This is a genomic window from Roseitalea porphyridii, assembly GCF_004331955.1.
Classification (GTDB): domain Bacteria; phylum Pseudomonadota; class Alphaproteobacteria; order Rhizobiales; family Rhizobiaceae; genus Roseitalea; species Roseitalea porphyridii.
The window spans coordinates 3,006,237-3,029,789 of the sequence record NZ_CP036532.1 but is presented as its reverse complement, the minus strand read 5'-3'; the positions used below and the strand labels follow the sequence as shown (position 1 = coordinate 3,029,789).

At 67.5% G+C, this 23,553-nt stretch carries 21 protein-coding genes; 11 read left to right on the top strand and 10 right to left on the bottom strand.

Annotated features, from left to right (window positions below; translation table 11 throughout):
• Positions 1-9 precede the first annotated feature (9 nt).
• A complete protein-coding gene (locus E0E05_RS14805; RefSeq protein ID WP_131617410.1) occupies positions 10-948 on the bottom strand; it encodes an IS1595 family transposase in 939 nt (312 codons plus the stop codon).
• Positions 949-1,183: 235 nt separating this feature from the next.
• On the opposite strand from E0E05_RS14805, the gene hisN reads away from it, so the two are divergent.
• Positions 1,184-1,966, top strand: a complete 783-nt coding sequence (gene hisN, locus E0E05_RS14800; protein WP_131617409.1) for a histidinol-phosphatase — start codon at positions 1,184-1,186, stop codon at positions 1,964-1,966.
• A 79-nt stretch (positions 1,967-2,045) separates the two neighbouring features.
• Here the strand turns inward: hisN and E0E05_RS14795 are convergent, their stop codons facing one another.
• Both E0E05_RS14795 and E0E05_RS14790 read right to left on the bottom strand, forming a co-directional pair.
• Entirely contained in the window at positions 2,046-2,993 is a 948-nt protein-coding gene (locus tag E0E05_RS14795) for an alpha/beta fold hydrolase (RefSeq protein ID WP_158629385.1), read from the bottom strand.
• Positions 2,994-3,138: 145 nt separating this feature from the next.
• Entirely contained in the window at positions 3,139-3,555 is a 417-nt protein-coding gene (locus tag E0E05_RS14790) for a hypothetical protein (RefSeq protein WP_131617407.1), read from the bottom strand.
• Between the two features lie 319 nt (positions 3,556-3,874).
• Here E0E05_RS14790 and E0E05_RS14785 point away from each other — a divergent pair, with 319 nt between their 5' ends.
• The gene (locus E0E05_RS14785; RefSeq protein ID WP_131617406.1) at positions 3,875-4,342 is read left to right on the top strand and encodes an Hsp20 family protein; all 468 of its coding nucleotides are present in this window, start codon (positions 3,875-3,877) and stop codon (positions 4,340-4,342) included.
• A 137-nt stretch (positions 4,343-4,479) separates the two neighbouring features.
• Here the strand turns inward: E0E05_RS14785 and E0E05_RS14780 are convergent, their stop codons facing one another.
• The 5 genes from E0E05_RS14780 to E0E05_RS14760 all read right to left on the bottom strand — a co-directional run bounded on the left by E0E05_RS14780 (position 4,480) and on the right by E0E05_RS14760 (position 8,401).
• Positions 4,480-5,097 carry a DoxX family protein gene (locus tag E0E05_RS14780; RefSeq protein WP_244597754.1) on the bottom strand — a complete coding sequence of 206 codons (618 nt, stop codon included), beginning with the start codon at positions 5,095-5,097 and terminating at the stop codon, positions 4,480-4,482.
• Positions 5,094-5,894 carry an HvfC/BufC N-terminal domain-containing protein gene (locus tag E0E05_RS14775; protein ID WP_131617405.1) on the bottom strand — a complete coding sequence of 267 codons (801 nt, stop codon included), beginning with the start codon at positions 5,892-5,894 and terminating at the stop codon, positions 5,094-5,096. The genes E0E05_RS14780 and E0E05_RS14775 overlap by 4 nt, the downstream gene beginning before the upstream one ends.
• Positions 5,878-6,840: an MNIO family bufferin maturase gene (gene bufB / locus E0E05_RS14770; protein ID WP_131617404.1), complete on the bottom strand. Its 963-nt coding sequence runs from the start codon at positions 6,838-6,840 to the stop codon at positions 5,878-5,880. The genes E0E05_RS14775 and bufB overlap by 17 nt, the downstream gene beginning before the upstream one ends.
• Before the next feature lie 42 nt (positions 6,841-6,882).
• Positions 6,883-7,191, bottom strand: a complete 309-nt coding sequence (locus E0E05_RS14765) for a BufA1 family periplasmic bufferin-type metallophore (protein ID WP_131617403.1) — start codon at positions 7,189-7,191, stop codon at positions 6,883-6,885.
• A gap of 151 nt (positions 7,192-7,342) precedes the next feature.
• Complete coding sequence (locus E0E05_RS14760) at positions 7,343-8,401, bottom strand: threonine aldolase family protein (protein ID WP_131617402.1); 1,059 nt, start codon at positions 8,399-8,401, stop codon at positions 7,343-7,345.
• Between the two features lie 352 nt (positions 8,402-8,753).
• On the opposite strand from E0E05_RS14760, the gene gltB reads away from it, so the two are divergent.
• The 7 genes from gltB (at position 8,754) to E0E05_RS14725 (ending at position 16,707) form a co-directional block, all read left to right on the top strand.
• Positions 8,754-13,481 carry a glutamate synthase large subunit gene (gltB, locus tag E0E05_RS14755; protein WP_131618064.1) on the top strand — a complete coding sequence of 1,576 codons (4,728 nt, stop codon included), beginning with the start codon at positions 8,754-8,756 and terminating at the stop codon, positions 13,479-13,481.
• Between the two features lie 4 nt (positions 13,482-13,485).
• Entirely contained in the window at positions 13,486-13,809 is a 324-nt protein-coding gene (locus E0E05_RS14750) for a heavy metal-binding domain-containing protein (RefSeq protein ID WP_039723292.1), read from the top strand.
• Positions 13,810-13,881: 72 nt separating this feature from the next.
• A complete protein-coding gene (locus E0E05_RS14745; RefSeq protein ID WP_244597752.1) occupies positions 13,882-14,163 on the top strand; it encodes an antitoxin in 282 nt (93 codons plus the stop codon).
• A 24-nt stretch (positions 14,164-14,187) separates the two neighbouring features.
• Positions 14,188-14,559 carry a PIN domain-containing protein gene (locus tag E0E05_RS14740; RefSeq protein ID WP_158629384.1) on the top strand — a complete coding sequence of 124 codons (372 nt, stop codon included), beginning with the start codon at positions 14,188-14,190 and terminating at the stop codon, positions 14,557-14,559.
• Between the two features lie 24 nt (positions 14,560-14,583).
• Positions 14,584-16,044 (top strand): glutamate synthase subunit beta, encoded by a 1,461-nt coding sequence (locus E0E05_RS14735; RefSeq protein WP_131617399.1) that lies wholly within the window; start codon positions 14,584-14,586, stop codon positions 16,042-16,044.
• A 92-nt stretch (positions 16,045-16,136) separates the two neighbouring features.
• Positions 16,137-16,337 carry a hypothetical protein gene (locus E0E05_RS14730; RefSeq protein WP_131617398.1) on the top strand — a complete coding sequence of 67 codons (201 nt, stop codon included), beginning with the start codon at positions 16,137-16,139 and terminating at the stop codon, positions 16,335-16,337.
• A gap of 109 nt (positions 16,338-16,446) precedes the next feature.
• The gene (locus E0E05_RS14725) at positions 16,447-16,707 is read left to right on the top strand and encodes a DUF2312 domain-containing protein (protein WP_131617397.1); all 261 of its coding nucleotides are present in this window, start codon (positions 16,447-16,449) and stop codon (positions 16,705-16,707) included.
• 80 nt (positions 16,708-16,787) lie between these two features.
• Here E0E05_RS14725 and E0E05_RS14720 read toward each other — a convergent pair whose 3' ends face one another.
• Both E0E05_RS14720 and E0E05_RS14715 read right to left on the bottom strand, forming a co-directional pair.
• Positions 16,788-18,806: a peptidoglycan L,D-endopeptidase MepK gene (locus E0E05_RS14720; RefSeq protein WP_244597750.1), complete on the bottom strand. Its 2,019-nt coding sequence runs from the start codon at positions 18,804-18,806 to the stop codon at positions 16,788-16,790.
• A 282-nt stretch (positions 18,807-19,088) separates the two neighbouring features.
• On the bottom strand, positions 19,089-20,612 hold the full coding sequence (locus E0E05_RS14715; RefSeq protein WP_131617396.1) for a sigma-54-dependent transcriptional regulator: 1,524 nt from the start codon (positions 20,610-20,612) through the stop codon (positions 19,089-19,091).
• A gap of 138 nt (positions 20,613-20,750) precedes the next feature.
• Here E0E05_RS14715 and E0E05_RS14710 point away from each other — a divergent pair, with 138 nt between their 5' ends.
• Both E0E05_RS14710 and E0E05_RS14705 read left to right on the top strand, forming a co-directional pair.
• Positions 20,751-22,601 (top strand): M3 family oligoendopeptidase, encoded by a 1,851-nt coding sequence (locus E0E05_RS14710; protein WP_131617395.1) that lies wholly within the window; start codon positions 20,751-20,753, stop codon positions 22,599-22,601.
• Positions 22,598-23,509, top strand: coding sequence for a heme-dependent oxidative N-demethylase family protein (locus tag E0E05_RS14705; protein WP_244597748.1), 912 nt, complete (start codon positions 22,598-22,600; stop codon positions 23,507-23,509). The genes E0E05_RS14710 and E0E05_RS14705 overlap by 4 nt, the downstream gene beginning before the upstream one ends.
• Positions 23,510-23,553 lie beyond the last annotated feature (44 nt).

Sequence of the window (23,553 nt, the reverse complement as noted above, 5' to 3'; positions counted from 1 at the left end):
GCGCGGATGCTACGCGCCCAACGAGTCCTGGTAAAGAAGTCTCTTGCCAACGATGCCGGACAAGGCGTTAGCCGTCCGTCGACCGTCCAAAATCTCCAGCGCGGCACGGTTGTTGTAGCGAAACTCGAACTCCGCCAGATACCGGTGCAGGTGCTTCTTGGCGCAGTGCTGATAAACGCCCTTCATGCCGCGCTTAAAGATGCTGAAATAGCCTTCAATCGTGTTCGTATGATGCTCGCCACGGCCATATTCGCCAGTGCCGTGACGGACAATCTCATGGCCGCCAAATTCGCGACCAATCTTGGTGTAGTAAGCGGCCTCGTCCGTCATCAGCATCGCTTCCTTGGCGATGTTCTCGCGTAGGATCGGTGCCAAATCGGAAGCCTTGAGGCTGTCCACCACCATAGAGCGCGCCTTGCCGGTGGAGCGATCCACCAGAGACAGAACCTTGTGCTTGTGGTGGTAGCCACGGCCCCTTTTCGTGTGCTTGGGTTTGATGGTGCGATCGTTGCCGATGAAGGTTTCATCGACCTCAAAAATGCCGCCGTCACCACCAAACGGAGCCATGTCGCCGGAACGCATGGCTTCCCGAATACGGTGTGCCAAAAACCACGCGGTGCGATACTGAACCTCAAGGACCCGGTGCAACTGGTGAGCGCTGATACCCTTTTTGCTGGCGCACATCAGGTAGACGGCCTGCAAAGCTTTGTGCAGCGGAATGCGCATGTGCTCAAAGACGGTGCCGACCTTTACGGTGCTCTGCTTCTTGCAATCACCGCAGCGCCAAAGCCCATAGCGGATGCGTTTTTCCGGGTTTGCCTTCACCTTGGTCATGCGATCAACGCCACCACAGTGCGGGCAAGCAGGGCCATCCTGCCAAATCACGCTTTCCAAGTGCGCAAAGGCGGCTTCTTCATCATGGAAATACGGTTTGGATAGAATGGACATAGACTCTACTCTCTTGAGCCCATTTATGCCAAATTCTCACCGTGTTTGCAAGATACATAATCACCAAAAAAAGACCGCATTCACACGAATGCGGTCCGAGTCTAGGGAGGAAACGCCCAGAAGGGCGCGGCAGGCGAGCCTGCCTGACACCAATTTATGTTGCAATGCACAATTGTCAAGCCGAAACTGGCGCGATTGTTCGCATGTGCAGCATCCAGGCGGACGGAGGACGATGATGGGGGACTTGCCGGGACGGGCCTTTCTGGCCGAACTGGCGCGGGCGGCCGCAGCCGAGACGCTGCCGCGATTTCGCACCGAGGGCGCGGTCATCAACAAGCTCGGCGAGGGGTTCGACCCGGTCACCGAGGCCGACAGGGCGGCCGAGGGCGCGATCCGCGCGCTGATCGAGACCCACTATCCCGAGCACGGCATCATCGGCGAGGAGCACGGCTCGGTGCGCGCCGATGCAAGCCATGTCTGGATCATCGATCCGATCGACGGCACGCGGGCCTTCATTTCGGGCCTGCCGGTGTGGGGCACGCTGGTCGGGCTGACGGTGGACGGGATCGCACGCTGCGGCTTCATGCACCAGCCCTTCACGGACGAGCTGTTCCTCGCCGACGGGCAGGGCGCCGCGCTGCTGCAGGGCGAGCGTACGCCGCGGGCCTTGTCCACGCGGGGCGGTGTCGATCTTGCTGCCGCGACGCTGTTCACGACGACGCCCGCGCTCTATGCGGGCGACAAGCGCGAGCGCTACGACGCGCTGGAGGCGCGGGTGCGGCTGCCGCGCTATGGCTGCGACTGCTACGCCTTCGCGATGGTCGCCGCCGGCCATGCCGATATCGCCGTCGAGGCGGGACTTGCGCCCTACGACATTTGCGCGCTGGTGCCGCTGATCGAGCAGGCGGGTGGCGTGGTCACGCGCTGGGACGGGGGCCGGCCCGAACAGGGCGGCGACATCATCGCGGCCGGTTCGGCCGAACTGCACGCGGCGGCGCTCGAAATTCTCGCGCCCTGACCGGTGTCGAGGCGGCCGGCGCGGTACCGCAACCGCACGCGTGTCCTCAAGGCTCCGGTTGCGCAATCAAGTCCGTACGCTAGCCGGCCCGGCCAGGCACGAAGGCTTCGAAGGCGGCCCAGAACTGGTCGCGGTAGCCGTCGGCCTCCTGCATCAGTTCGTGCCGGGCGCCCGGCACCATGATCATTGAGCCGATCCGCATGCGCCGCCCGAAGGCCTCGGTCACCGCGTTCGACACGACGCGGTCCGCGCCGGCGGCGACGATCACGGCGGGCACGCGGATCGCGGCCATGTGGGCGGGATCGGCGACCCGGTCCATCGCGGAGATCGACGCGCGAAGCCAGCCCGCGGTCGGCCCGCCGAGCCCCAGCCCGCGCGCCGGATCGAGGATCGCCTGGTTGCGCGCAAAGCGCCGCCGATCGTGGGTGAGCTTGTTGACCGCAAAGTCGACGGCGGTGATGCCGCGCGGACCGGCGCCCATATAGGCGCGCCCCATCCCGACATGACGCATCAGGCCGGTGACCGGCCCCAGCACCGAGGGCGGCGGGCTTTCGGGCGAAAGGCCGAGGAACGGCGCCGACAGGACCATCCGGTTGATCCGGTTGGTCAGTTGCGGCGCGGCGAGAAGGGCAACGAGCGCGCCCATCGAGTGGGCGACGATGAAGAAGGGCGGCCGCGCCTCGGCCAGGAACACCTCGCCCAGCATGTGGTCCAGGTCGGCCTCGTACTGGGCGAAATCGTCGACATAGCCGCGCCTTGCATCGCGGAAGAAGCGCGTCGATCCGCCCTGACCGCGCCAGTCGAAAGTGCACACGTCAAAGCCGCGCGCCAGAAGATCGGCGCAGGTCTCGGCATACTTCTCGATGCATTCGTTGCGGCCGTGCAGCAGGACGACCGCGCCCTGGCACGGCGTCACCGCGGTCCGGAACACGCAGTAGCGCAGCGCAAAGCCGTCCCCGGTGCGGCTGCGGCCCTGCCGGAACGGCTCGGGGCAGGGATTGCCCGGAAAGGAAAGAAGGACGCTCATGATCGGCATGCGCATTGAAGGTGCACGCGGTGATAGGTGCGCGTCTCATCAAGGTCAAAGAAAAAACCGGAGACGCCGGGATGGCGCCTCCGGTGGCCCGCCGGACAGGAAGGGACGTTGCAGTCCGGCCGGTTGGGTGACGGGCTCAGTAGAGCCCGAAGGAGAAGCTGATGCCGCCGCGCTGCTGGGTGCCGCGCAGGTGCCTGCGGGGGACGTGCCGCTGGTAGCGCTGGACCACCCGCCGGTGCACGATCTCGCCGGAACGGGGATGGACCGTCAGCGCAATCAGGCCGCGCCGGCCATAGGCGCGGGCGCGCCAGTAGCCATTGCGGAAGTGGACGCGGTGCACGTCGCGATAGCCGCGCCGGTAGAGGCTGCGGACCACCGCGCGACGGGGCAGCACGTATGCGCGGCGCTGGCCGCGATGGGCGATCTGGATGGTCTCGCCCTGCTGGACGGCGGCGAGGGGGGCCACGGCGGCCGGCCGGGCCTGGGCCGGCGCGGCCGCGCCGAGGGCGGTGGCCACCACCAGTCCGGCGGCGATCAGGCGTGTGTTGAACATGGGGCCGGTTTCCTTGTGCATATGGACCATGGGGTGTGTTCTGCTTTTCTTCGTTGCGTCTTCCCGACAACTTGGCGCCAGAATGCACCCGCCCGCCTGAACCTGCGCGGAAGCGTCCGTTCATCGGCCGTTCAGGTCGGACCGGTCGCTCGGGCGACGGGACCGGAGGCAAGGAGGCGAGCAGGCCTTGAACGCAAAATCGGCGCTCACCATATCGGGGGCGCAGGCGCCAGAAGGGCCTGCCGGCCATCAGTCAGACACGCCAGAAGGGTGTCTGCGGCCGACCATGTTCGATGTTGCTCACTGGAGGACAGAACCCATGCGACACGTTGATTTTTCGCCGCTTTATCGTTCCACCGTCGGCTTCGACCGGCTCTTCACGATGCTCGATTCGCTCGGACAGCCGGAAAACGGCCAGACCTATCCGCCCTACAATATCGAGCGGACCGGTGAGAACGCCTACCGCATCACCATGGCCGTCGCCGGCTTCGCCGAGGACGACCTGACCATCGAAGCCAAGGCCAACGTGCTGAAGGTCGCCGGCGCCAAGGCCGAGGACGGCCAGGACGCCGACCGCGAATATCTGCATCGCGGCATCGCCTCGCGCGCCTTCGAGCGCCGCTTCCAGCTTGCCGATTATGTCGAAGTGACCGGCGCGCATCTGGAGAACGGCCTGCTGCACATCGATCTGGAACGCGAAATTCCCGAATCGATGAAGCCGCGCAAGATCGAGATCTCGCGCGTGAACGGCAATGGCCGGCAGATCGAGGCCAAGGCCCAGACCTGACGGCCGAAGCCTGACGGCCTTTGGCTGAACAGGACCATCGGACCCCGCAGGGCGGACCCTCGCACACCGCCCTCCTGGTCTGACGAACCGCCGGCGTCCTCCCTCGCCGGCGGTTTTTTCGTGCGCGATTGCGGCGGTCAGTCCCGGTAGCGACGGCCCAGAACGTGGTCGAGCGACAGCTTGCCGGGGCCGTTGACGACGATCAGCGCGAGAAGAAGCACCCACATCAGCCGCTGGTCGTAGATGATCGCGTCCGGGAAGCGGTCGAACATGGCGCCGACGAACCGGCCCTCGAGCCCGTGGAAGGCGATGTCGACATAGCTCTGGACGATGACGAAGGCGATCATGCCGAGCGCGGCTATCCGGCTGAACAGGCCGATGACGATCAGCACCGGCAGGGCAAGTTCGGCCCAGGTCCCCAGATAGACGATGATCTGCCACGGAAACAGCGGGATCGCGGCGACATCGCCGCCATAGCGGTCCATGATCGGCGGCAGAATCGACGCGTAGGCGCCGAGCGAGGGATTGAACAGGCCGAGCGGCCCGTCGCCGAGCTTCTGCCAGCCCGAATTGAGATAGTAGAGCGCGAGCACGCTGGCGAAGCCGAACCGCGCGGCGAGCCCGATGAACCAGCCGGCCGTGGCGCGTTCGAGCGCGCCGAACACGGCCCGGTGCAGCCGGACGATCGCGGCGGCCGGGCCGCCATGCCGGACGGGACGCGCCGGCGCGGCGTCCGGTGTCATCAGATCGGTCATCGCTTGTCTCCATCGTCCGGCGCGACGACGGCGGCGAGCGCCCCCGTCGACAGCAGCACGGTCAGCGCCTGGTTGAGGTCGAATTCGGGATCGGTCGCGAGCGCCCCTGCCGCAGCCGCACCGAGCGTCTCGCCTTCGGCCAGCGCCAGCGCGAACCTTGCGGCGGCCGGCGCAAGATGCGTGACGGTGACCTTGTCTGCGGGCCGGGTGATCAGGATCGCCTCGGCGCGTCCGTCGCGGATCGGGGCGTGTTCCATCAGCTTCCGATTCATCGCGAAAATGCGAAACAGCGGATAGGCCGACCCGATCGCGGCGAAGCCGGGATGCATGACGAAACGCGCCTCGGCGACCCGGTCGGGCGCGATGGCGCCGAGCCGGGACGGATCGAGCGGGGCTGCGTCGGCGGCGTGGTAGGCGGTCAGCCAGGCGCGTTCGGCGCGCGCCACGTCGGGCAGATAGGGCAGGCCGCGCGCCGGCTCGAACCCGGCGATGAAGGCAGCGAACGTTTCGCCATATTCGAACTGAAGCTTCGAGGCGGGCGGATGGGCGCGCACATAGATGCGGGCCATGTCGCGAAAGAAGGTCTCACCGGTCAGCGCGCGGACGGCCGGAAACATCTCGCCGAGGGCGTCGATCAGGCTGACCGTGACGTTGTTGCGATAGACGTTGTAGCGCTTGACGGCGGCCTTGCCGCGCGGCCCGGTGACGTTGTCGGGCGCGCGGCGTTCCGGATCGAGAAGCCCGGCGGCGAAGCGGCCCGTGTCGAGCGAGGCCGGTGCGTCAGACATGTGCGTCATGGCGCACCTCGGCTCTTGCCGGCGCAAACCGCCGCAGGATGGCGGTCGCCGCGTCCGCCTCGGCGCGCAGGACCGGCCATTCGGGCAGGTCGGAATCCCATTCGACGAGCGTCGGGACCGGGCCGGTGCGGGCGATCACCTCTTCATAGAGGGTCCAGACCGGATCGGCGACGGGCCGGTCGTGGCTGTCGATCAGGAGCGGCGCGCCCTCGTCGTCCTCCTGCTCGGTATGGCCGGCCAGATGGATCTCGCCGACATCGTCGAGCGGGAAGGCGGCCAGATAGTCGCGCGCCGAAAAGCCGTGGTTTGTGGCCGACACGAACACGTTGTTGACGTCGAGCAGCAGGCCGCAGCCGGTGCGGGCGACGACGGCGCGCAGGAAATCGGTCTCGGACATCGTCGAATTGTCGAAGACGACGTAGGTGGCCGGGTTCTCGAGCAGCATCCGGCGACGGGTCACCTCCTGCATGCGGTCGACATGATCGCAGACGTGGGACAGCGTTTCGGCCGTATAGGGCAGCGGCAGCAGGTCGTTCAGATAGACGTCGTCATGGGTCGACCAGGCCAGATGCTCGGAGATCAGGCCGGGCTCGTAGCGCTCGCACAGGGCGGCGAAGCGGGCCAGATGGTCCTCGTCGAGCGGGTCCGGTCCGCCGATCGACATGCACACGCCATGCAGCGACATCGGAAAGTCGCGGCGCACGCGCTCGAGCACGCGGTGCGGCGGGCCGCCCTCGCCCATGTAGTTTTCCGCGTGAACCTCGAGAAAGCCGACCGTGCCCGGGTCGGCGAGAATGTCGTCGAGATGGCCCGGCTTGAAGCCGACACCGGCCGCGGCCGGTATCGCGTCTTCGCGTCCGACCGGTCCTGCCGCAGGCCGGGCCGCCCGCGCGGGTGCATGCGGCGCAAGGCCTTGCCCATGACGTTGGGGTGAAGCGTGGGTCATGGTGAGGGCCTCCGGTCTGCGGCAGGTATCGGTGGCGGCGCGTTATGCGGGCAGGTCGCGCTCGAGCGGCTCGAGCGAACCCATGCGGTCGCCCGGCAGTTCGATCGTGGCGCAGGTGCCCTCGTCGACATAGGTCCAGGCATTGCCCTGATAGTCGACGGTCGAGGTGCCCTGGCAGGTCGTGCCCGGGCCGGCGGCGCAGTCGTTCTCGCCGGCGAGCGAGACGCCGTAGCATTTCTCGTTGGCGGCGTAGGCGTCGGTGACGCCGGCCAGGCTGACGCCGGAAACGGCGGCTGCGACGGCGCCGGCGATCACGGCGCCCGAAAGGGCGGTCTTGGTTGCTTTCGACATGGAGGTCTCCCTTGATGAATGAGGTCCGGATGAACCAGGTCCGGCACCGCGCCGGACAGTTCGGACGGTCCCAGAAGCGCCGATCAATGGGAAATCAACCGACCGTTATGCGGCGTCACTTCGCCGTGAGACGGGCGTGAGGCCCTCGGACCTAACCGATCGCCTTCAGCGCCTCGGCAAGCGCCTCCACATCAGCGGGGGCGGTGGCGAAGGAGGCGACGAACCGGATCATCCGTTCGTCGGCACCGACGAGACCGGCCTCGGCCCGTGGCGGCTGCCACGGCGAGAACCGGGCACCGTTGTCCGCGAGGGCCTCGACGGCTCTTGTCGGGGCGATGGCGAACACCTCGTTGGCGTCGGGCCGCCAGGCGAGGCGGAAGCCCGGCGCCTCCTCGACCGCACGGGCGACTGCCGCGCCCATCCGGTTGGCGTGCCGGGCCAGATCGAGCCAGCGGTCTTCGGCGAAATAGGCCTCGAACTGGGCGGAGACGAAGCGCGCCTTGGAAAAGAGCTGTCCCGACCGCTTGCGAAGCTGGTCCATGTGGCGGGCCCGCGCGCTGTCGAAGATGACGAGCGCCTCCGCGCAGAAGCAGCCGTTCTTGGTTGCGCCGAACGAGACCAGGTCGACGCCGGCCTTCCATGTCATCTCCGCCGGGCTGCAGCCGAGCGCGACGAGCGCGTTGGCAAAGCGCGATCCGTCCATGTGCACCGGCAGGCCGTGCGCGTGCGCGACTTTAGCGATGGCCGCGATCTGCCCGGGCGTGTAGACCGTGCCGGCCTCGGTCAACTGGCTGACCGAGACCGCCTGCGGCTGGCCGGCATTCAGGCCGCCGGCGGCGACATGGGCGATCCGCCGTTCGAGCGCCTCCGGATCGAACCGGCCGAGCGGGCCGTCGACCGCCTCGATCTTCAGGCCGGGCGTGTAGAATTCGGGGGCGCCGCACTCGTCCACGCGCACATGCGCTTCCGAATGGGCGAACACGACGCCGCCGGGAACCGACGTCGCCGACAGGGCCAGCGCGTTGCCGGCCGTGCCGGTGCCGACATAGTGAACGCTCGGATCGGTCTCGAACAGCGCGCCGAACGTGTCGGCGACGTCTGCGTCGAGCGGGCCGTCGCCGTTGGCCGGCGCGAACCCGCCGGCGTGCCGGGCGATGTTGGCGGCGATTTCGGGATGGGCGCCTGCCCAGTTGTCGGAAGCGAATTGCATGAAGGATGTGCCCGGACGGGTGAGGGGTGCGACCCGTCATCGCGCGAAAGTTCGACGCGGGCAATTGTTGATGGGTCCACCTTGTGAATTGTGGCGAAATCTGCCATAAATCAGGTCAGCAATGCTGTCCTATTATGGGCCGTTGCCGGGAAACAGCCCGGAGCGGCCCGCGAATGTGCCCGAACGAGCAGCAGGGCAACGTCCAAAATGGCGATGGACCGATCGCGCCCCCGGACCCCGATCCGGTGACGGACCCGGACCGACGCCGCATCCGGACGGGCATGTCAACGGGACGGCGGCGCGATATATGCAGGTCAGGCCCCTCGCGGGCCGGCGAACCGGAGGGAACATGATGACGAAGATGACGCCATCGCGCCAATTCGAGCCGGCCGTGCCGGCTCGTCCCGATGCGACCCGCCCGAGCGCCAAACCCGCCAAACGCGTCGGCCTGCCGGCCCGCCAGGGCCTTTACGACCCGCGCAACGAGCACGATGCGTGCGGCGTCGGCTTCATCGCGCACATGAAGGGCGAAAAGTCGCACCAGATCGTCGCCGACGGGCTGAAGATGCTCGAGAACCTCACCCACCGGGGCGCGGTGGGCGCCGATCCGCTGATGGGCGACGGGGCGGGCATGCTCGTGCAGATCCCGCACGGCTTCTTCGCGGCGGTGATGGCCGAACAGGGCGTCACCCTGCCTGCCGAGGGCGATTATGCGGTCGCCTACGTCTTCATGCCGCGCGAGGCCGATCTGAGGGAGCATTGCGTCGACATCATCCGCGAGGCGGCGAAGGCCGAAGGCGTCGCGATGATCGGCATGCGCGAGGTACCGGTCGACAATTCCTCGCTCTCCAAGGACCCCGACATCGCCGCCAGCGAGCCGGCCCACCTGCAGATCTTCTTCGCAAGGCCCGACGGGCTCGATGGCGATGCGTTCGAGCGGCGGCTGTTCATTCTGCGCAAGGTGATCTCCAACCGCGTCTATGGCGAGACCGACGGCCGCGACAACGGCTTTTACATCGTGTCGATGTCGGCACGCACGATCGTCTACAAGGGCATGTTCCTCGCCTATCAGCTGGGCGCCTACTATGCCGATCTGAAGGATCCGCGCTTTGAAAGCGCGGTGGCGCTCGTTCACCAGCGCTTTTCGACCAACACGTTCCCCTCATGGAAGCTGTCGCACCCGTACCGGATGGTCGCGCACAATGGCGAGATCAACACGCTGCGCGGCAACGTCAACTGGATGGCGGCGCGGCAGGCCTCGGTCGCCTCGCCGCTGTTCGGCGAGGAGATCGGCAAGATCTGGCCGATCTCCTATGAGGGCCAGTCCGATACGGCCTGCTTCGACAACGCGCTCGAGTTCCTCGTGCAGGGCGGCTACTCGCTGGCGCACGCGGTGATGATGCTGATCCCGGAAGCCTGGGCCGGCAACACGCTGATGAGCGACGAGCGCAGGGCGTTCTACGAGTATCACGCCGCGCTGATGGAGCCCTGGGACGGTCCGGCGGCGGTCGCCTTCACCGACGGCCGGCAGATCGGCGCCACGCTCGACCGCAACGGGCTGAGGCCCGCGCGCTATGTCGTCACCGACGACGACCGGGTGATCATGGCCTCCGAAGCCGGTGTCATCACCGTGCCCGAGCAGAACATCGTCACCAAGTGGCGCCTGCAGCCGGGCCGGATGCTGCTGATCGACATGGACAAGGGCCGCATCGTCTCCGACGAGGAGATCAAGCACGAGATGGCGGCGATGCATCCCTATCGGGAATGGGTCGAGAACACGCAGATCATCCTCGAAGAACTCGAGCCCGTGCCGGTCCGGCCGATGCGCGACGACGTCACGCTGCTCGATAAGCAGCAGGCCTTCGGCTACACGCAGGAGGACACCAAGATCCTGATGGCGCCGATGGCGACCACCGGTCAGGAAGCGATCGGCTCGATGGGCACCGACACGCCGATCTCGGCGATGAGCGACAAGTCGAAGCTCCTCTACACCTATTTCAAGCAGAACTTCGCCCAGGTCACCAACCCGCCGATCGACCCGATCCGCGAGGAACTGGTGATGAGTCTGGTCTCGTTCATCGGCCCGCGCCCCAACATTTTCGACCTCGAGGGCAACGCGGCGCGCAAGCGGCTGGAAGTGCGCCAGCCGATCCTGTCGAACGTGGACCTCGAAAAGGTGCGCTCGATCGGCCATTCCGAGGATTTGTTCGACACCAAGACGCTCGATACGACCTATCCGGTCGAACAGGGCGCGGCGGGTATGAAGGCGGCGCTCGACCGGCTGTGCGAGCGGGCCGAGAAAGTGGTCCATATGGGCTACAACATCATCATCCTGTCGGACCGCCGCGTCGGCCCGGACCGGATCGCGATCCCCGCGCTGCTGGCGACGGCGGCCGTCCACCACGCGCTGATCCGCAAGGGCCTGCGCACCTCGGTCGGACTGGTCGTCGAATCGGGCGAGCCGCGCGAGGTGCACCATTTCTGCTGCCTGGCCGGCTACGGCGCCGAGGCGATCAACCCCTATCTGGCCTTCGACACGCTGGCCGAGATGCACCGCCGCGGCGAGTTCCCGCCCGAGGTCGACCAGTACGAGGTGGTCGGGCGCTACATCAAGTCGATCGGCAAGGGCATCCTGAAGGTGATGTCCAAGATGGGCATCTCCACCTACCAGTCCTATTGCGGCGCGCAGATCTTCGACGCGGTCGGCCTGTCGAGCGCGTTCGTCGACGAGTATTTCTTCGGCACGGCGACGACGATCGAGGGCGTCGGGCTCGGCGAGGTGGCCGAGGAAACGGTGCGCCGTCACCACGCGGCCTTCTCGGAGGACCCGGTGCTGCGCACCGCGCTCGAGGTGGGCGGCGAATACATGTACCGGATGCGCGGCGAGGACCATGTCTGGACACCGGACGCGGTCGCCTCGCTGCAGCACGCGGTGCGCAAGGGCTCCTACGACACCTATCGCGAATATGCGCGCGACGTGAACGCCGAGAACCATCGCGCGCGCACCATTCGCGGCCTGTTCCACATCCGCACGGCCGAGGAGATGGGCGGCAAGCCGGTCCCGCTCGAGGAAGTCGAGCCGGCGGCCGACATCGTCAGGCGTTTTTCGACCGGCGCGATGAGCTTCGGCTCGATCAGCCGGGAGGCGCACACCACGCTCGCCCGCGCCATGAACGCGCTCGGCGGCAAGTCGAACACCGGCGAGGGCGGCGAGGAGGCCGACCGGTTCCTGCCGCTGCCGGACGGCACGATGAATCCCGAGCGCTCGGCGATCAAGCAGGTCGCTTCGGGCCGGTTCGGCGTGACGACCGAATATCTGGTCAACGCCGACATGATACAGATCAAGGTCGCGCAGGGGGCCAAGCCCGGCGAGGGCGGCCAGCTGCCCGGCCACAAGGTCGACGCGACGATCGCCAAGACGCGCCATTCGACGCCGGGCGTCGGGCTGATCTCGCCGCCGCCGCACCACGACATCTATTCGATCGAGGATCTGGCGCAGCTGATCTACGATCTGAAGAACGTCAATCCGGCGTCCGACATCTCGGTCAAGCTGGTCTCCGAGGTGGGCGTCGGCACGGTCGCGGCGGGCGTTGCGAAGGCGCGCGCCGACCACATCACCATCGCCGGCTATGACGGCGGCACCGGCGCTTCGCCGCTGACCTCGCTCAAGCATGCCGGCAGCCCGTGGGAGATGGGCCTTGCCGAGACGCACCAGACGCTGGTGCTCAACGGGCTGCGCTCGCGCATCGCGCTGCAGGTCGATGGCGGGCTGCGCACCGGCCGCGACGTCGTCATCGGCGCGCTTCTGGGCGCCGACGAGTTCGGCTTTTCGACCGCGCCGCTGATCGCGGCAGGCTGCCTGATGATGCGCAAGTGTCATCTCAACACGTGTCCGGTCGGTATCGCCACCCAGGACCCGGTGCTGCGCAAGCGCTTCAAGGGCACGCCCGAGCATGTGATCAACTACTTCTTCTATCTCGCCGAAGAGGTGCGCGAACTGATGGCCGAGATGGGCGTGCGCACGCTCAACGAGCTGATCGGCGAAACCGACCGGCTCGAGCAGAAGAAGCTGATCGACCACTGGAAGGCGCGCGGGCTCGATTTCTCCGGCATCTTCCACAAGCCGGCGGCGCCCAAGCAGGCGATCTACCACACCGAACTGCAGAAGCACCCGATCGATGACATCGTCGACCGGACGCTGATCGAAAAGGCCGAGCCGGCGCTCGAACGGCGCCAGCCGGTGACGATCGACATGCCGATCCGCAATACGGACCGGACCACCGGGGCGATGCTGTCGGGCGAGGTCGCCAAACGGTTCGGCCACAAGGGACTGCGCGAGGACACGATCTCGGTGACGTTCACCGGAACGGCCGGCCAGTCGTTCGGCGCGTTCCTTGCGGCCGGCGTCAGCTTCGATCTGGTCGGCGACGGCAACGACTATGTCGGCAAGGGTCTTTCGGGCGGCCGGATCGTCGTGCGCCCGCCGGAGGATGCGCGCATCGTGCCCGAGGAGTCGATCATCGTCGGCAACACGGTGCTCTACGGTGCGATCGAGGGCGAGGCCTATTTCCGGGGCGTCGCCGGCGAGCGGTTCGCGGTGCGCAATTCGGGCGCGATCGCCGTGGTCGAGGGCGTGGGCGATCATGGCTGCGAATACATGACCGGCGGGGTGGTCGTGGTGATCGGCCGGACGGGTCGCAACTTCGCCGCCGGCATGAGCGGGGGCGTCGCCTATGTGCTCGACGAGGACGGCACGTTCGAAAGCCGCTGCAACATGGCCATGGTCGAGCTGGAGCCTGTGCCCGAGGAGGACGATATCCTCGAAAAGCTGCACCACCATGGTGGCGACCTGATGCACAAGGGCCGCGTCGACGTATCGGGCGACATGACCCGGCACGACGAGGAACGGCTCGTTCAGCTGATCGCCAAGCACAAGGCCTATACCGGCTCGACGCGGGCGGCGGCGATCCTCGACGATTGGGAAACCTACCGGTCGAAGTTCCGCAAGGTCATGCCGGTCGAATATCGCCGCGCGCTCGAAGAGATGGAGCGCATGCGCATGGGCGTCGCGGCGGAGTGAAGCGATGATCATCACCACCACCAACACCGTGCAGGGCCGCAACGTCGTCGCCTACAGGGGCGTCGTCACCGGCGAGGCGATCCTGGGCGCGAACGTCTTCCGCGACTTTCTCGCCGGCATCCGCGATATCGTCGGCGGGCGGTCGGGCGCCTACGAGAAGGCGCTGCGTGAGGCGCGCGAGATCGCCTTCGGCGAACTGGTCGCCGAGGCCGAGCGTCTTGGCGGCAACGCGGTGATCGGCGTCGACATCGACTATGAAAACATCACCGCCGGCTCGGGCACGATGCTGATGGTGTCGGTGTCCGGAACGGCGGTGGTGCTGGAGTAGCGGGCTGAGGGCGACAGGCTGGAGCCCGAGTTTGTCATATGCTATGTCATATAACAAATGGGATTTCGAACCGTGAACAAGCATGTCACCGATAGCGCCAAGCGCACAGCGCGACTGTTCCGGAACGGTCGAAGCCAGGCCGTTCGTATCCCGAAGGAGTTCGAATTCGATGGTGACGAAGTGACAATGTTCCGCGATGATCAGGATCGGCTGGTTCTTGAGCAAAGCGCGTCGCCGAAGATCAGGACGGTCGGCGAGCTTATCGCCTGGATCAGAGAGAACGGGCCGATCGAGGATTTTCCGCGCGATCCTGGCGATGACGATCTGCTGCCGCTCGACGAACCGGACATCTGAGGGGTGTATCTCCTGGACACGAACGTGGTCTCCGACATCGTGCGGGACGCTGGCGGCAAGGTGGCAAGGCGTGCCGCCGAGGTGGGCGGCGAACAGTACGCCGTCAGCATCATCGTTGCCGGAGAGATTCTGTACGGGATCGAGAATGCGCCCGGTTCGAGACGGGCCCGGCTGGTGCGTGGATTGCTTGACCAGATGACGATCTTGCCGTTTGAGCAACCCGCCGAGAGGGCGTACGCCAGATTACGCGCAAAGCTCACCCGTACAGGCGTTGGCTTGGGCGCGAACGATCTGTTGATTGCGGCGCATGCGGTCTCGCTCGATGCGACACTGGTCTCCGGCGATCGCGCGTTCGGGCAGGTTCCCGACCTGAAACTTGAAAACTGGCTCGACTGACGAGCGCAAACGACTGGAACAACAATGGGCAAGGTAACCGGATTTCTCGAGATCGACCGGCAGGTGGCCAAGTACGAGCCGGCCTCCGACCGCATCCGCCATTTCAGGGAATTCACCATCCCGCTGGAGGATCCCGAGATTGCCAAGCAGGCGGCCCGCTGCATGGATTGCGGCATTCCCTACTGCCACGGTCCGCAGGGCTGCCCGATCCACAACCAGATCCCGGACTGGAACGATCTGGTCTACAACAACAATTGGGAAGAGGCGATCCGCAACCTGCACTCGACCAACAACTTCCCCGAGTTCACCGGCCGCATCTGCCCGGCGCCGTGCGAGGAAGCGTGCACGCTGAACCTCGAGGACGTACCGGTCGCGATCAAGACGATCGAGCAGGCGATCGCCGACAAGGCCTACGAGATGGGCTACGTGCGGCCCTATCCGCCCGCGCACAAGACCGGCAAGCGGGTCGCGGTGATCGGCTCGGGGCCGGCAGGCATGGCCGCCGCCCAGCAGCTCGGCCGGGCCGGACACGATGTTCATGTGTTCGAGCGCGAGGCCAAGATCGGCGGGCTGATGCGCTACGGCATTCCCGACTTCAAGATGGAAAAGCACTTCATCGACCGCCGCATCGAGCAGATGGAAGGCGAGGGCGTGACCTTCCACACGCTGGTCAATGTCGGCGTCGACAAGACACTGGCCGACCTTCAGGCCGAGTTCGACGCGATCCTTTACTGCGGCGGATCGGAGCGGCCGCGCGATCCGGCCATCCCCGGCGCGGAGCTCGACGGCGTGCACATCGCCATGGACTTCCTGGTCCAGCAGAACAAGCGGGTGGGAAAAGAGAACTCGATCGCGTCCGTCGCCTGGAACAACGAGCCGATCGTTGCCGGCGGCAAGCATGTGGTCGTGGTCGGCGGCGGCGACACGGCGTCGGACTGCATCGGCACCGCGTTCCGCCAGGGCGCGGTCAAGGTGACCCAGCTCGATATCCGGCCCGAGCCGCCCGAAAAGGAAGACAAGCTGACGGTCTGGCCGTTCTGGGCGACCAAGATGCGCACCTCGTCCTCGCAGGCCGAAGGCGCGATCCGCGATTTCCAGATCGCCACGCTCGAATTCGTCGGTGAGGACGGCAAGCTGACCCACGTCAAATGCTGCGAGGTCGACGACAAGCGCCAACCCGTCGCCGGCACCGAATTCTTCATCCGCGCCGATCTCGCCTTCATCGCGATCGGTTTTGCCGGCCCCTACGAGGATACCGGCCTGATCGCCGAACTGGGCGATCGGATCGAGATGAACACCGACCGGCGCGGCAACCGCTCGGTCGCCGCCAACGACCGCGACTACAGGACGAGCGTCGACAAGCTCTATGGGGCGGGCGATTGCCGGCGCGGGCAGTCGCTGGTCGTCTGGGCAATCCGTGAGGGGCGGCAGGCCGCGCGCGCGATCGACGAGGCGCTGATGGGCGAGACCGTTCTGCCGCGCTGACCAAATCGTCGCGGCGATTGCGGCAGATCAAGGAGTGGACGCCGGTCCGGCCCGAATGTGCCGCCATCCAATCGCGGTTCAGGAGGGGAAACATGTTCTCGCTCAGGCTGGCAGCCTATCTGCTCGTTGCGCCGACCCTGGCAGGTATTTTCGTCGTCGCGCTTTTGACCGCCGATCTGTTCTCGGCGACCTATATCGCGATCGCCGCGGGCGCCGGCGCGGTGATCGGCATTCCGGCGGCCTGGTGGCTCGCCAACAAGCTCGACGGGCTGATCCAGCCGAAGAAGACCTGAACGGCCCGCACGCGCCGCAAGGCCTGTGAACAAGCCCGTGCCCGGTTGACGCATCCACGGCGATGCGGCAAGCGGGCCGGGCTTTCGTCATCGATTGGAATCACGACGCATGTCCGACAACGTCCAGGCCGTCGCGCGCGACCAGCTGCGCACCATCGTCGAGCGCATCGAGCGCCTCGAGGAGGAGAAGAAGACGATCGCCGACGACATCAAGGATGTGTATGCGGAGGCCAAGGCGAACGGCTTCGACACCAAGGCGCTGCGCAAGATCGTCGCGATCCGCAAGCAGGACCAGAACGAGCGCATGGAGCAGGAAGCGGTGCTCGACACCTACATGGCCGCGCTCGGCATGCTGAGAACGCCGGAATAGGCCGTTCAACGGCGCGTCCGGCGCCGTTCGCCCATCTCAGTCCACTCTACCGAAAAGACCTCGACGGCCGGCGATCGTGATCAGTTCGTCGCCGGTATCTGCAGTTGCAGGGGCTGGCCGTCGCCGCCGGTGGAGCCGAAGCGCGCCACGGCGAGGAACGTGACCGCATTGCCCGAAAGCCGGCTCGGATCGGGCGGCGGGGCCTTGGAGAAGCCGGCGGTGTAGACGGCGTCGGGTGCCGCCCGCGTGGCGTTCTTGATGAATTGCGGCCGTTCGGTGGGCCGGCCGCTCGCGGTGACCGAAGCGACGCTGACCGTCCAGTCGCCGAAGCGTGTCGGATCGATCTGCTCGGCCGGAACCACCGGCACGCGCGGCGGCGCCACCGTGACCGCATCGCGGGCCGAGGGGCGGCCGGCCTTGGCGGTGGTGCGCACGCCCGTATCGAGGGCGGCCGTCATCACGGCGTCATCGGCGCTATCGGGACGCGGGGCCGGCACGGCGATGCGGCCGCCACGGCCGGTCGGCGCCCCGGTTGCGGCATCGTCGGCGCGCAACGCCGGTTCGGGGTTTGCCGGCGCCACCATCGGTTCGACCGGCGCCGTCGGCGGCGCGTAGGCGGCGAGCGTCGTCGGCACGTTTGCGGTCTGCTGCGGCTCGGGCCGCGGCGAGGGGACCGGCATCGCCAGCGCCAGTTGCGTGGGCTCTGTGGTCTCGGGCGTCGCCTCGGCGGCGGCCAGCAGGGCCGTGGCGTCATCGTCACCGGCCGCGGCCGCGATCGTCGCCGACGCCTCGATCTGGTCGGCGCTGCGGCGCTCGGCGGGCGCGTCGGCGGCCGCCACGAGGACGCCGGGCCGGCGCTGCGGCACGGGCGGGGTGAGTTCGGCGAGCAGCACGGCGGGTCCCGATGCGGGAGCCGGTTCGGGTGCAGGTTCCGGTGCCGGCGCGGGAGCGGGTTGCGGCGCGGGCGCCTCGGCCTGGGCCGGACGCTGGTCGCCGACGCCGATGCCCGGAATGATGGCGCGCGGTGTGGGCAGGCGCAGGCCGGGAAGCCCGGTCGACGCGGGCGGCGTGTCGGGCGCCTGCGGTGCGGCCGAAGCGGTCGCCTGCGGCGTCGTCACCGCGACCGGGACGCCTTGGCGCAGAACGGCGCGCGGCGCCGCGCTCGGAACCGGCATCGAACGCGAGGGCAACGCGGCAAGGACCGTGGCCGGCGTCTCGCGCGGCTCCTGACGGGCGGCCGGCACCGCGGTTCGTGCGGGGCCCGACGCGCGCGGGCTCGTGGGTTCGTCATCGGAGCCGCCACCGCCGCCGCCGAACAGGTTGGCGAGAAGGCCGCCACCATTGCCGCCGCCGCCGCTGCTGCCGCCGCGCGAACGGCCGAAGGTCGCCGGCTGGCCCGAGCGCTGGCGTGCATTGTATTCGGCGAGCGCCTGCTGATAGCCCGGAAGGCGCCGGCCATCGGGCGGCAGGTGCAGCGTCTTGCCGTCCGGGAAAAGGCGGGTGAGCTGCGACCGGCTCATGCGCGGCCATGCGCGGACATTGCCGGTGTCGAGGTGCACGTAGGGGCTCGCCGACTTCGGGTAATAGCCGACGCCGCCGCCCTGCAGCTTGAAGCCCAGTTCGCGCAGCCGCGTCGCCGGGACGCCGGGGATGAAGAAATCCATCGCCTTGCCGACCATGTGCTGGCTCTTCTTGGCCTGGCCGCCGCGCGTCCGGCGCAGCATCTCGTTGGTGGCGGGCGAGCGGTAGCCCGAGACGACGTGGATGTAATCGCGCGCGCCCGAGGCCTCGTAGACCTCCCAGACCAGATCGAACAGTTCGGGGTCCATTCTGGTCGGTTCGTTGCGGCGGTGGTCGCGCAGGAACCGGTTGAGCTGGTTGAGCCCGCTCTGGACGTAGCGGCCGTTGCGCTTGAAGGTGATCTGGTCGCGTTCGCCGGTGTGGGTGTTATAGAGCTTGAGGGTGCGCGTCTCGGCCTGGGCGGAAGCGGGCGTCAGAACGGCGCAAAGCGCGATCATCAGAGCGATGACCGTCGTCGCGACGCGGCTCGCGCGTCGGTCAGCGAAGATCGCCGTCCTGTCGTGTCCGGTGAGGCTCAAAGCGCACCAATCCGTCTTGTCCCCGGTCACGGCAATCGGGCCGTGACCTGTCCCGGGACGCTACCCGCATCGTGGTTAACCGCTCCTTATCGCCTCTTGCCACCGTGCCGCATTCAAATCAATCGTCGCGGCGTGCCGGAGGCGGTCCGGAACGCGGTCTGCGGGCGTCCCCGAGCTTCCATCAAGGGGAAATGCGGTCATTGCGTGGCAAAAATGTCATCGCGCGCGTCCGCGTTCGCCCATGGTATATGGGCGGTTAACGCGTGCGGTTCCGGCACAGGCTCAGTTGCGGCCGCCGACGATCCCGTATTCGCGCAGCTTGCGGTAGAGCGTCGACCGGCCGATGCCGAGGCGCCGGGCGATCTCGCTCATCTGGCCGTCATAGTGGCTCACGGCGTGGCTGATCGCGTCGGCCTCGATGGCGGCCAGCGGCCGGGCGTGGTCGTCGGCGCCAAGAAGCGGCACGCAATGGCCGCGGTCGGCCGCGGGCCGCTCGCGCAGGGGCGGCGGTTCGGGCACGCCGTCCGGCGCCGCCGGCGGAAACGGCATATCCGCAGCGGGCGCAAGCGGCCGGTCGAGCGCCGGCATCGGGGCGATCGGCCGCCGGCTGCCGTCGAGCTGGGCGGCGATATGGGCGAAGTCGGGCGCGTCGAGCACGCCGGTCTCGCTGAGGACGAGGGCGCGGAAGAGTTCGTTTTCGAGCTGGCGCACATTGCCCGGCCAGTCATAGGCGCCGAGCACCTCCATGGCCGCGTCCGTGACCTTCGGCACGCCGGTCAGACCCGCCTTTCGTGCCTGGCGCTCGACCAGATGATCGACCAGTTCGGGCAGGTCGCCGGTGCGGCTGCGCAGCGACGGCGTCAGGATCGGGAAGACGTTGAGACGGTAATAGAGGTCCTCGCGGAAACGGCCGGTCTGGACGGCGGCGATCAGATCCCGGTTGGTCGCCGACACGAGCCGCACATCGACAGTGCGGCCGCCCCTGGCGCCGACCGGTTCGACATGGCCGTCCTGGATGGCGCGCAGCAGCTTGACCTGCGCGGCGTTCGGCAATTCGCCGATCTCGTCGAGGAACAGCGTGCCGCCATCGGCTTCGACGAACTTGCCGGTGTGCTTTTCGGTGGCGCCGGTGAAGGCGCCCTTTTCATGGCCGAACAGGATGGATTCGACCAGATTGTCCGGGATCGCGCCGCAATTGACGATGACCAGCGGCTTGGTGGCGCGGGCGCCCCGGCCGGCGATCGCGCGCGCGACCAGTTCCTTGCCGGTGCCCGACTCGCCTTCGATGAGCACCGGAATGTCGCTCGCCGACGCCTTGGCGATCAGGCGCTTGACCCGCGTCATCTCGGGGCCGTTGCCGATCAGATCGACGCCCTGGCGGCGTGAGGCGGCGCGCTTGCGGAAGGTTTCGGGCGTCGCCCGGCGCTGGCCGCTCTCGGCCACCTTGACCGCGTCGCGAACCGCCTTTGCGAGCTTAGCCGGGGCGACCGGCTTGACCAGGAAGTCGAAGGCGCCCGCCCGCATCGCCGAGATCGCCACGTCCATGCTGCCCTTGGCGGTCTGGACGATCACCGGCACCTGATCGCCGCGCTGGCGCAGCGCTTCCAGCACCGCGATGCCGTCCATGCCGGGCATGACAAGGTCGAGCACCATCGCCGAGACGCCGTCGCGCCTTTCGGCGAGATGGTCGAGCGCGGCGGTGCCGTCGCCACAGGCCGCGACGGCCATTCCGTCGCGCGTCAGGGCGGCCTCGGCGAGGCGGCGCTGCACCGGATCGTCGTCGACAATGAGAACGGTCGCGTTCATGACTTGCGCTGGTGGTTCGGCGGCCTACAGTCGTGGGCCGTCCATTGCGGTTGCTGATGCGCCAAGTTGACACAGCGCCTTTGAGGTTCCGCTAAGCCGGACGCGAAGATTTGATGCAAATTCGAACGGGGATGCCCGATGAACGCCTGGAACAGAACGTCCCAACGGAACGGCCCGATCGCTTGGGCGCCCAATGCGGCTAGAAGCCGGGACGCCGATCTGGGCGATCTGCCCGACTGGCGGCTGTCGGACCTCTACCCCGCCATGGACAGTCCCGAACTGGCCGGCGACATGGAACGGGCCGCCACCGAGGCGGCCGCGTTCGCGGAAGCCTGGAAGGGCCGGCTCGCCGAGGCGGCGGACGAGGGCACGCTCGGCGGCGCGGTGACGGCCTATGAGACGATCGAGGAACTGATCGGCCGGGTCGCCTCCTATGCGGGGCTGCTCTATGCGGCCGACACGACCGATCCGGCGCGGGCCAAGTTCTACGGCGACGTGCAGCAGCACCTGACCGATCTTTCGGCGCATCTTCTGTTCTTCCAGCTCGAGATGAACCAGATCGCCGAGGACCGGCTGGATGCGGCCTATGGCCGCGACGCGGTGCTGGCGCGATACAAGCCCTGGATCGACGACCTGCGGCTCGAAAAGCCGTATCAGCTCGACGACCGGCTCGAGCAGCTCTTCCTCGAGAAGTCGGTGACGTCGTCGGCCGCCTTCCAGCGGCTGTTCGACGAGACGCTCACGGGCCTTTCGTTCGAGGTCGACGGCGAGGAACTGGCGCTCGAGCCGACCTTCGCCAGGCTGCAGGAGCCGGACCGGGCGGTGCGGCGCAAGGCGTTCGAGGCGCTGGCGGAGACCTTCGGCGCGCACAAGCGCACCTTCACGCTGATCACCAACACGCTGGCCAAGGACAAGGAAATCTCCGATCGCTGGCGCGGCTTCGCCGATGTCGCCGACGCCCGACATCTTTCCAACCGGGTCGAGCGCGACGTGGTCGAGGCGCTGGTGCGTTCGGTGCGCGAGAGCTTTCCGGCGATCTCCCATCGCTACTACGCGATGAAGGCCAGATGGCTCGGCATGGAGCAGATGGACGCCTGGGACCGCAACGCGCCGCTGCCCGAAACCCCGCAGGCCGTGATCGGCTGGCCTAGCGCGCGCAAGATCGTGCTCGACGCCTATGCCGGCTTTTCGCCGGACATGGCCGGCATCGCCGAACGCTTCTTCGAGGAAGGCTGGATCGACGCGCCGACGCGGCCGGGCAAGTCGCCCGGCGCATTCTCGCATCCGACCGTGCCCTCGGCGCATCCCTATATCCTGCTCAACTATCAGGGAAAGCCGCGCGACGTGATGACGCTGGCGCACGAGCTGGGCCACGGCGTGCACCAGGTGCTTGCCGCCGAGCAGGGCGCGCTTCTGGCGCAGACGCCGCTGACGCTGGCCGAGACCGCCTCGGTGTTTGGCGAGATGCTGACCTTCCGTGCGATGCTGGAGGGCACCTCGGACCCGCGCGAGCGCAAGGCGATGCTCGCGCAGAAGGCCGAGGACATGATCAACACGGTGATCCGGCAGATCGCCTTTTACATGTTCGAGCGCAAGGTGCACGAGGCGCGCCGGCAGGGCGAGTTGACGACCGAACAGATCGGCGCGTTCTGGCTGGAGGTGCAGGCCGAAAGCCTTGGTCCGGCGATCCGGCTGAACGAAGGGTACGAGCTGTTCTGGACCTATATCCCGCACTTCATCCGCTCGCCCTTCTACGTCTATGCCTACGCGTTCGGCGACTGCCTGGTGAACTCGCTCTATGCGGTCTACCAGAACGCCGAGAGCGGGTTTCAGGAGGCCTATTTCGACATGCTGCGGGCGGGCGGCTCCAAGCACCATACCGAACTGCTGGCGCCGTTCGGCCTTGATGCGCGCGATCCCGACTTCTGGGCGAAGGGTCTGGGCGTCATCAGCGCCATCGTCGACGAGCTGGAGGCGCTGGACGGGTGAGTTCCCTGCACGCCGGCGGCACCTTCGCGCGACCTGGCTATGCCGAGGCGTTCGCGATCGGCCTGAAGCCGCTCGACGATCCGGCGCGCTGGCTGGCGCCGGACGACCGGCTGACGGCGAACCTTGCGGAGAAGGACGCGCTGATCGCGTCCCGGCCGGCGGACGTGTTCGCCGCGCGTGCGGACACGGTCGACGCGCAGGCCGAGGCGCTGGCCCTGCTCGCCGGGCATCTGCCGGCCGCGTTTCCGCAGACCTACCGGCGCACCGCGCATACGATCGGCATCGGCGAACGCAGCGTGCCGGTCGCACCGGACGCCGATCCGGCGCCGCTGCTGACCGCGTCGCGCCTGGTCGCCGACGATCTGGTGCTGATGCGCAAGCACGACGATGGCTGGCGGCTGGTCGCGGCGAGCCTGTGCTTTCCCTCCTACTGGCGCCTTGCCGAGAAGTTCGACCGGCCGCTGGCATCGATCCATGCGCCGGTTCCGGGCTTTTCGGCGGGCACGCGCAAGGCGGTGCTGATCGAGCGCATGTTCGACAATCTGCGGCCGGGCGTGATCGTCGCCCGGTCGAACTGGTCGCTGCACGACAATGGCGGCCTGTTCCGGCCGCAGCCGCATCCGCACGACCTTCTGCCCGCCGAGGCGAGCATCGACGATCTGGCCGCCATGTTCCTGCGCTGCGAGGACCAGACGCTGTGCAAGCTGCCCGAAAGCGGCGACATCCTGTTCACGATCCGGGTCGCGACCGATCCGCTCGCCGGCATCTTCGACCACGCGGGGCTGGCCGCGTCGCTGGCGACGCGTCTGCGCGCGCTCGACCGGCCCGGCCAGGACTACAAGGGCATACGGGCGGGTCGGGACGCGCTGGCCGACTGGCTGGAACGGGGAGCGGCCAGGAACCATTGAGTGGGGGAACCGACAAAGACGGGTTCCGTCTTTTGACCGGTTGG

Bases quoted from the DNA above. Each gene is read 5' to 3' on its own strand.
- hisN (WP_131617409.1), top strand. From the start codon at position 1,184: ATGGGGGACTTGCCGGGACGGGCCTTTCTGGCCGAACTGGCGCGGGCG.
- E0E05_RS14760 (WP_131617402.1), bottom strand. From the start codon at position 8,401: ATGCAATTCGCTTCCGACAACTGGGCAGGCGCCCATCCCGAAATCGCC.
- E0E05_RS14775 (WP_131617405.1), bottom strand. From the start codon at position 5,894: ATGACGCACATGTCTGACGCACCGGCCTCGCTCGACACGGGCCGCTTC.
- E0E05_RS14735 (WP_131617399.1), top strand. From the start codon at position 14,584: ATGGGCAAGGTAACCGGATTTCTCGAGATCGACCGGCAGGTGGCCAAG.
- E0E05_RS14750 (WP_039723292.1), top strand. From the start codon at position 13,486: ATGATCATCACCACCACCAACACCGTGCAGGGCCGCAACGTCGTCGCC.
- E0E05_RS14790 (WP_131617407.1), bottom strand. From the start codon at position 3,555: ATGTTCAACACACGCCTGATCGCCGCCGGACTGGTGGTGGCCACCGCC.
- E0E05_RS14805 (WP_131617410.1), bottom strand. From the start codon at position 948: ATGTCCATTCTATCCAAACCGTATTTCCATGATGAAGAAGCCGCCTTT.
- E0E05_RS14715 (WP_131617396.1), bottom strand. From the start codon at position 20,612: ATGAACGCGACCGTTCTCATTGTCGACGACGATCCGGTGCAGCGCCGC.
- E0E05_RS14710 (WP_131617395.1), top strand. From the start codon at position 20,751: ATGAACGCCTGGAACAGAACGTCCCAACGGAACGGCCCGATCGCTTGG.
- bufB (WP_131617404.1), bottom strand. From the start codon at position 6,840: ATGACCCACGCTTCACCCCAACGTCATGGGCAAGGCCTTGCGCCGCAT.
- E0E05_RS14795 (WP_158629385.1), bottom strand. From the start codon at position 2,993: ATGAGCGTCCTTCTTTCCTTTCCGGGCAATCCCTGCCCCGAGCCGTTC.
- E0E05_RS14725 (WP_131617397.1), top strand. From the start codon at position 16,447: ATGTCCGACAACGTCCAGGCCGTCGCGCGCGACCAGCTGCGCACCATC.
- gltB (WP_131618064.1), top strand. From the start codon at position 8,754: ATGACGAAGATGACGCCATCGCGCCAATTCGAGCCGGCCGTGCCGGCT.
- E0E05_RS14785 (WP_131617406.1), top strand. From the start codon at position 3,875: ATGCGACACGTTGATTTTTCGCCGCTTTATCGTTCCACCGTCGGCTTC.
- E0E05_RS14765 (WP_131617403.1), bottom strand. From the start codon at position 7,191: ATGTCGAAAGCAACCAAGACCGCCCTTTCGGGCGCCGTGATCGCCGGC.
- E0E05_RS14730 (WP_131617398.1), top strand. From the start codon at position 16,137: ATGTTCTCGCTCAGGCTGGCAGCCTATCTGCTCGTTGCGCCGACCCTG.
- E0E05_RS14780 (WP_244597754.1), bottom strand. From the start codon at position 5,097: ATGACCGATCTGATGACACCGGACGCCGCGCCGGCGCGTCCCGTCCGG.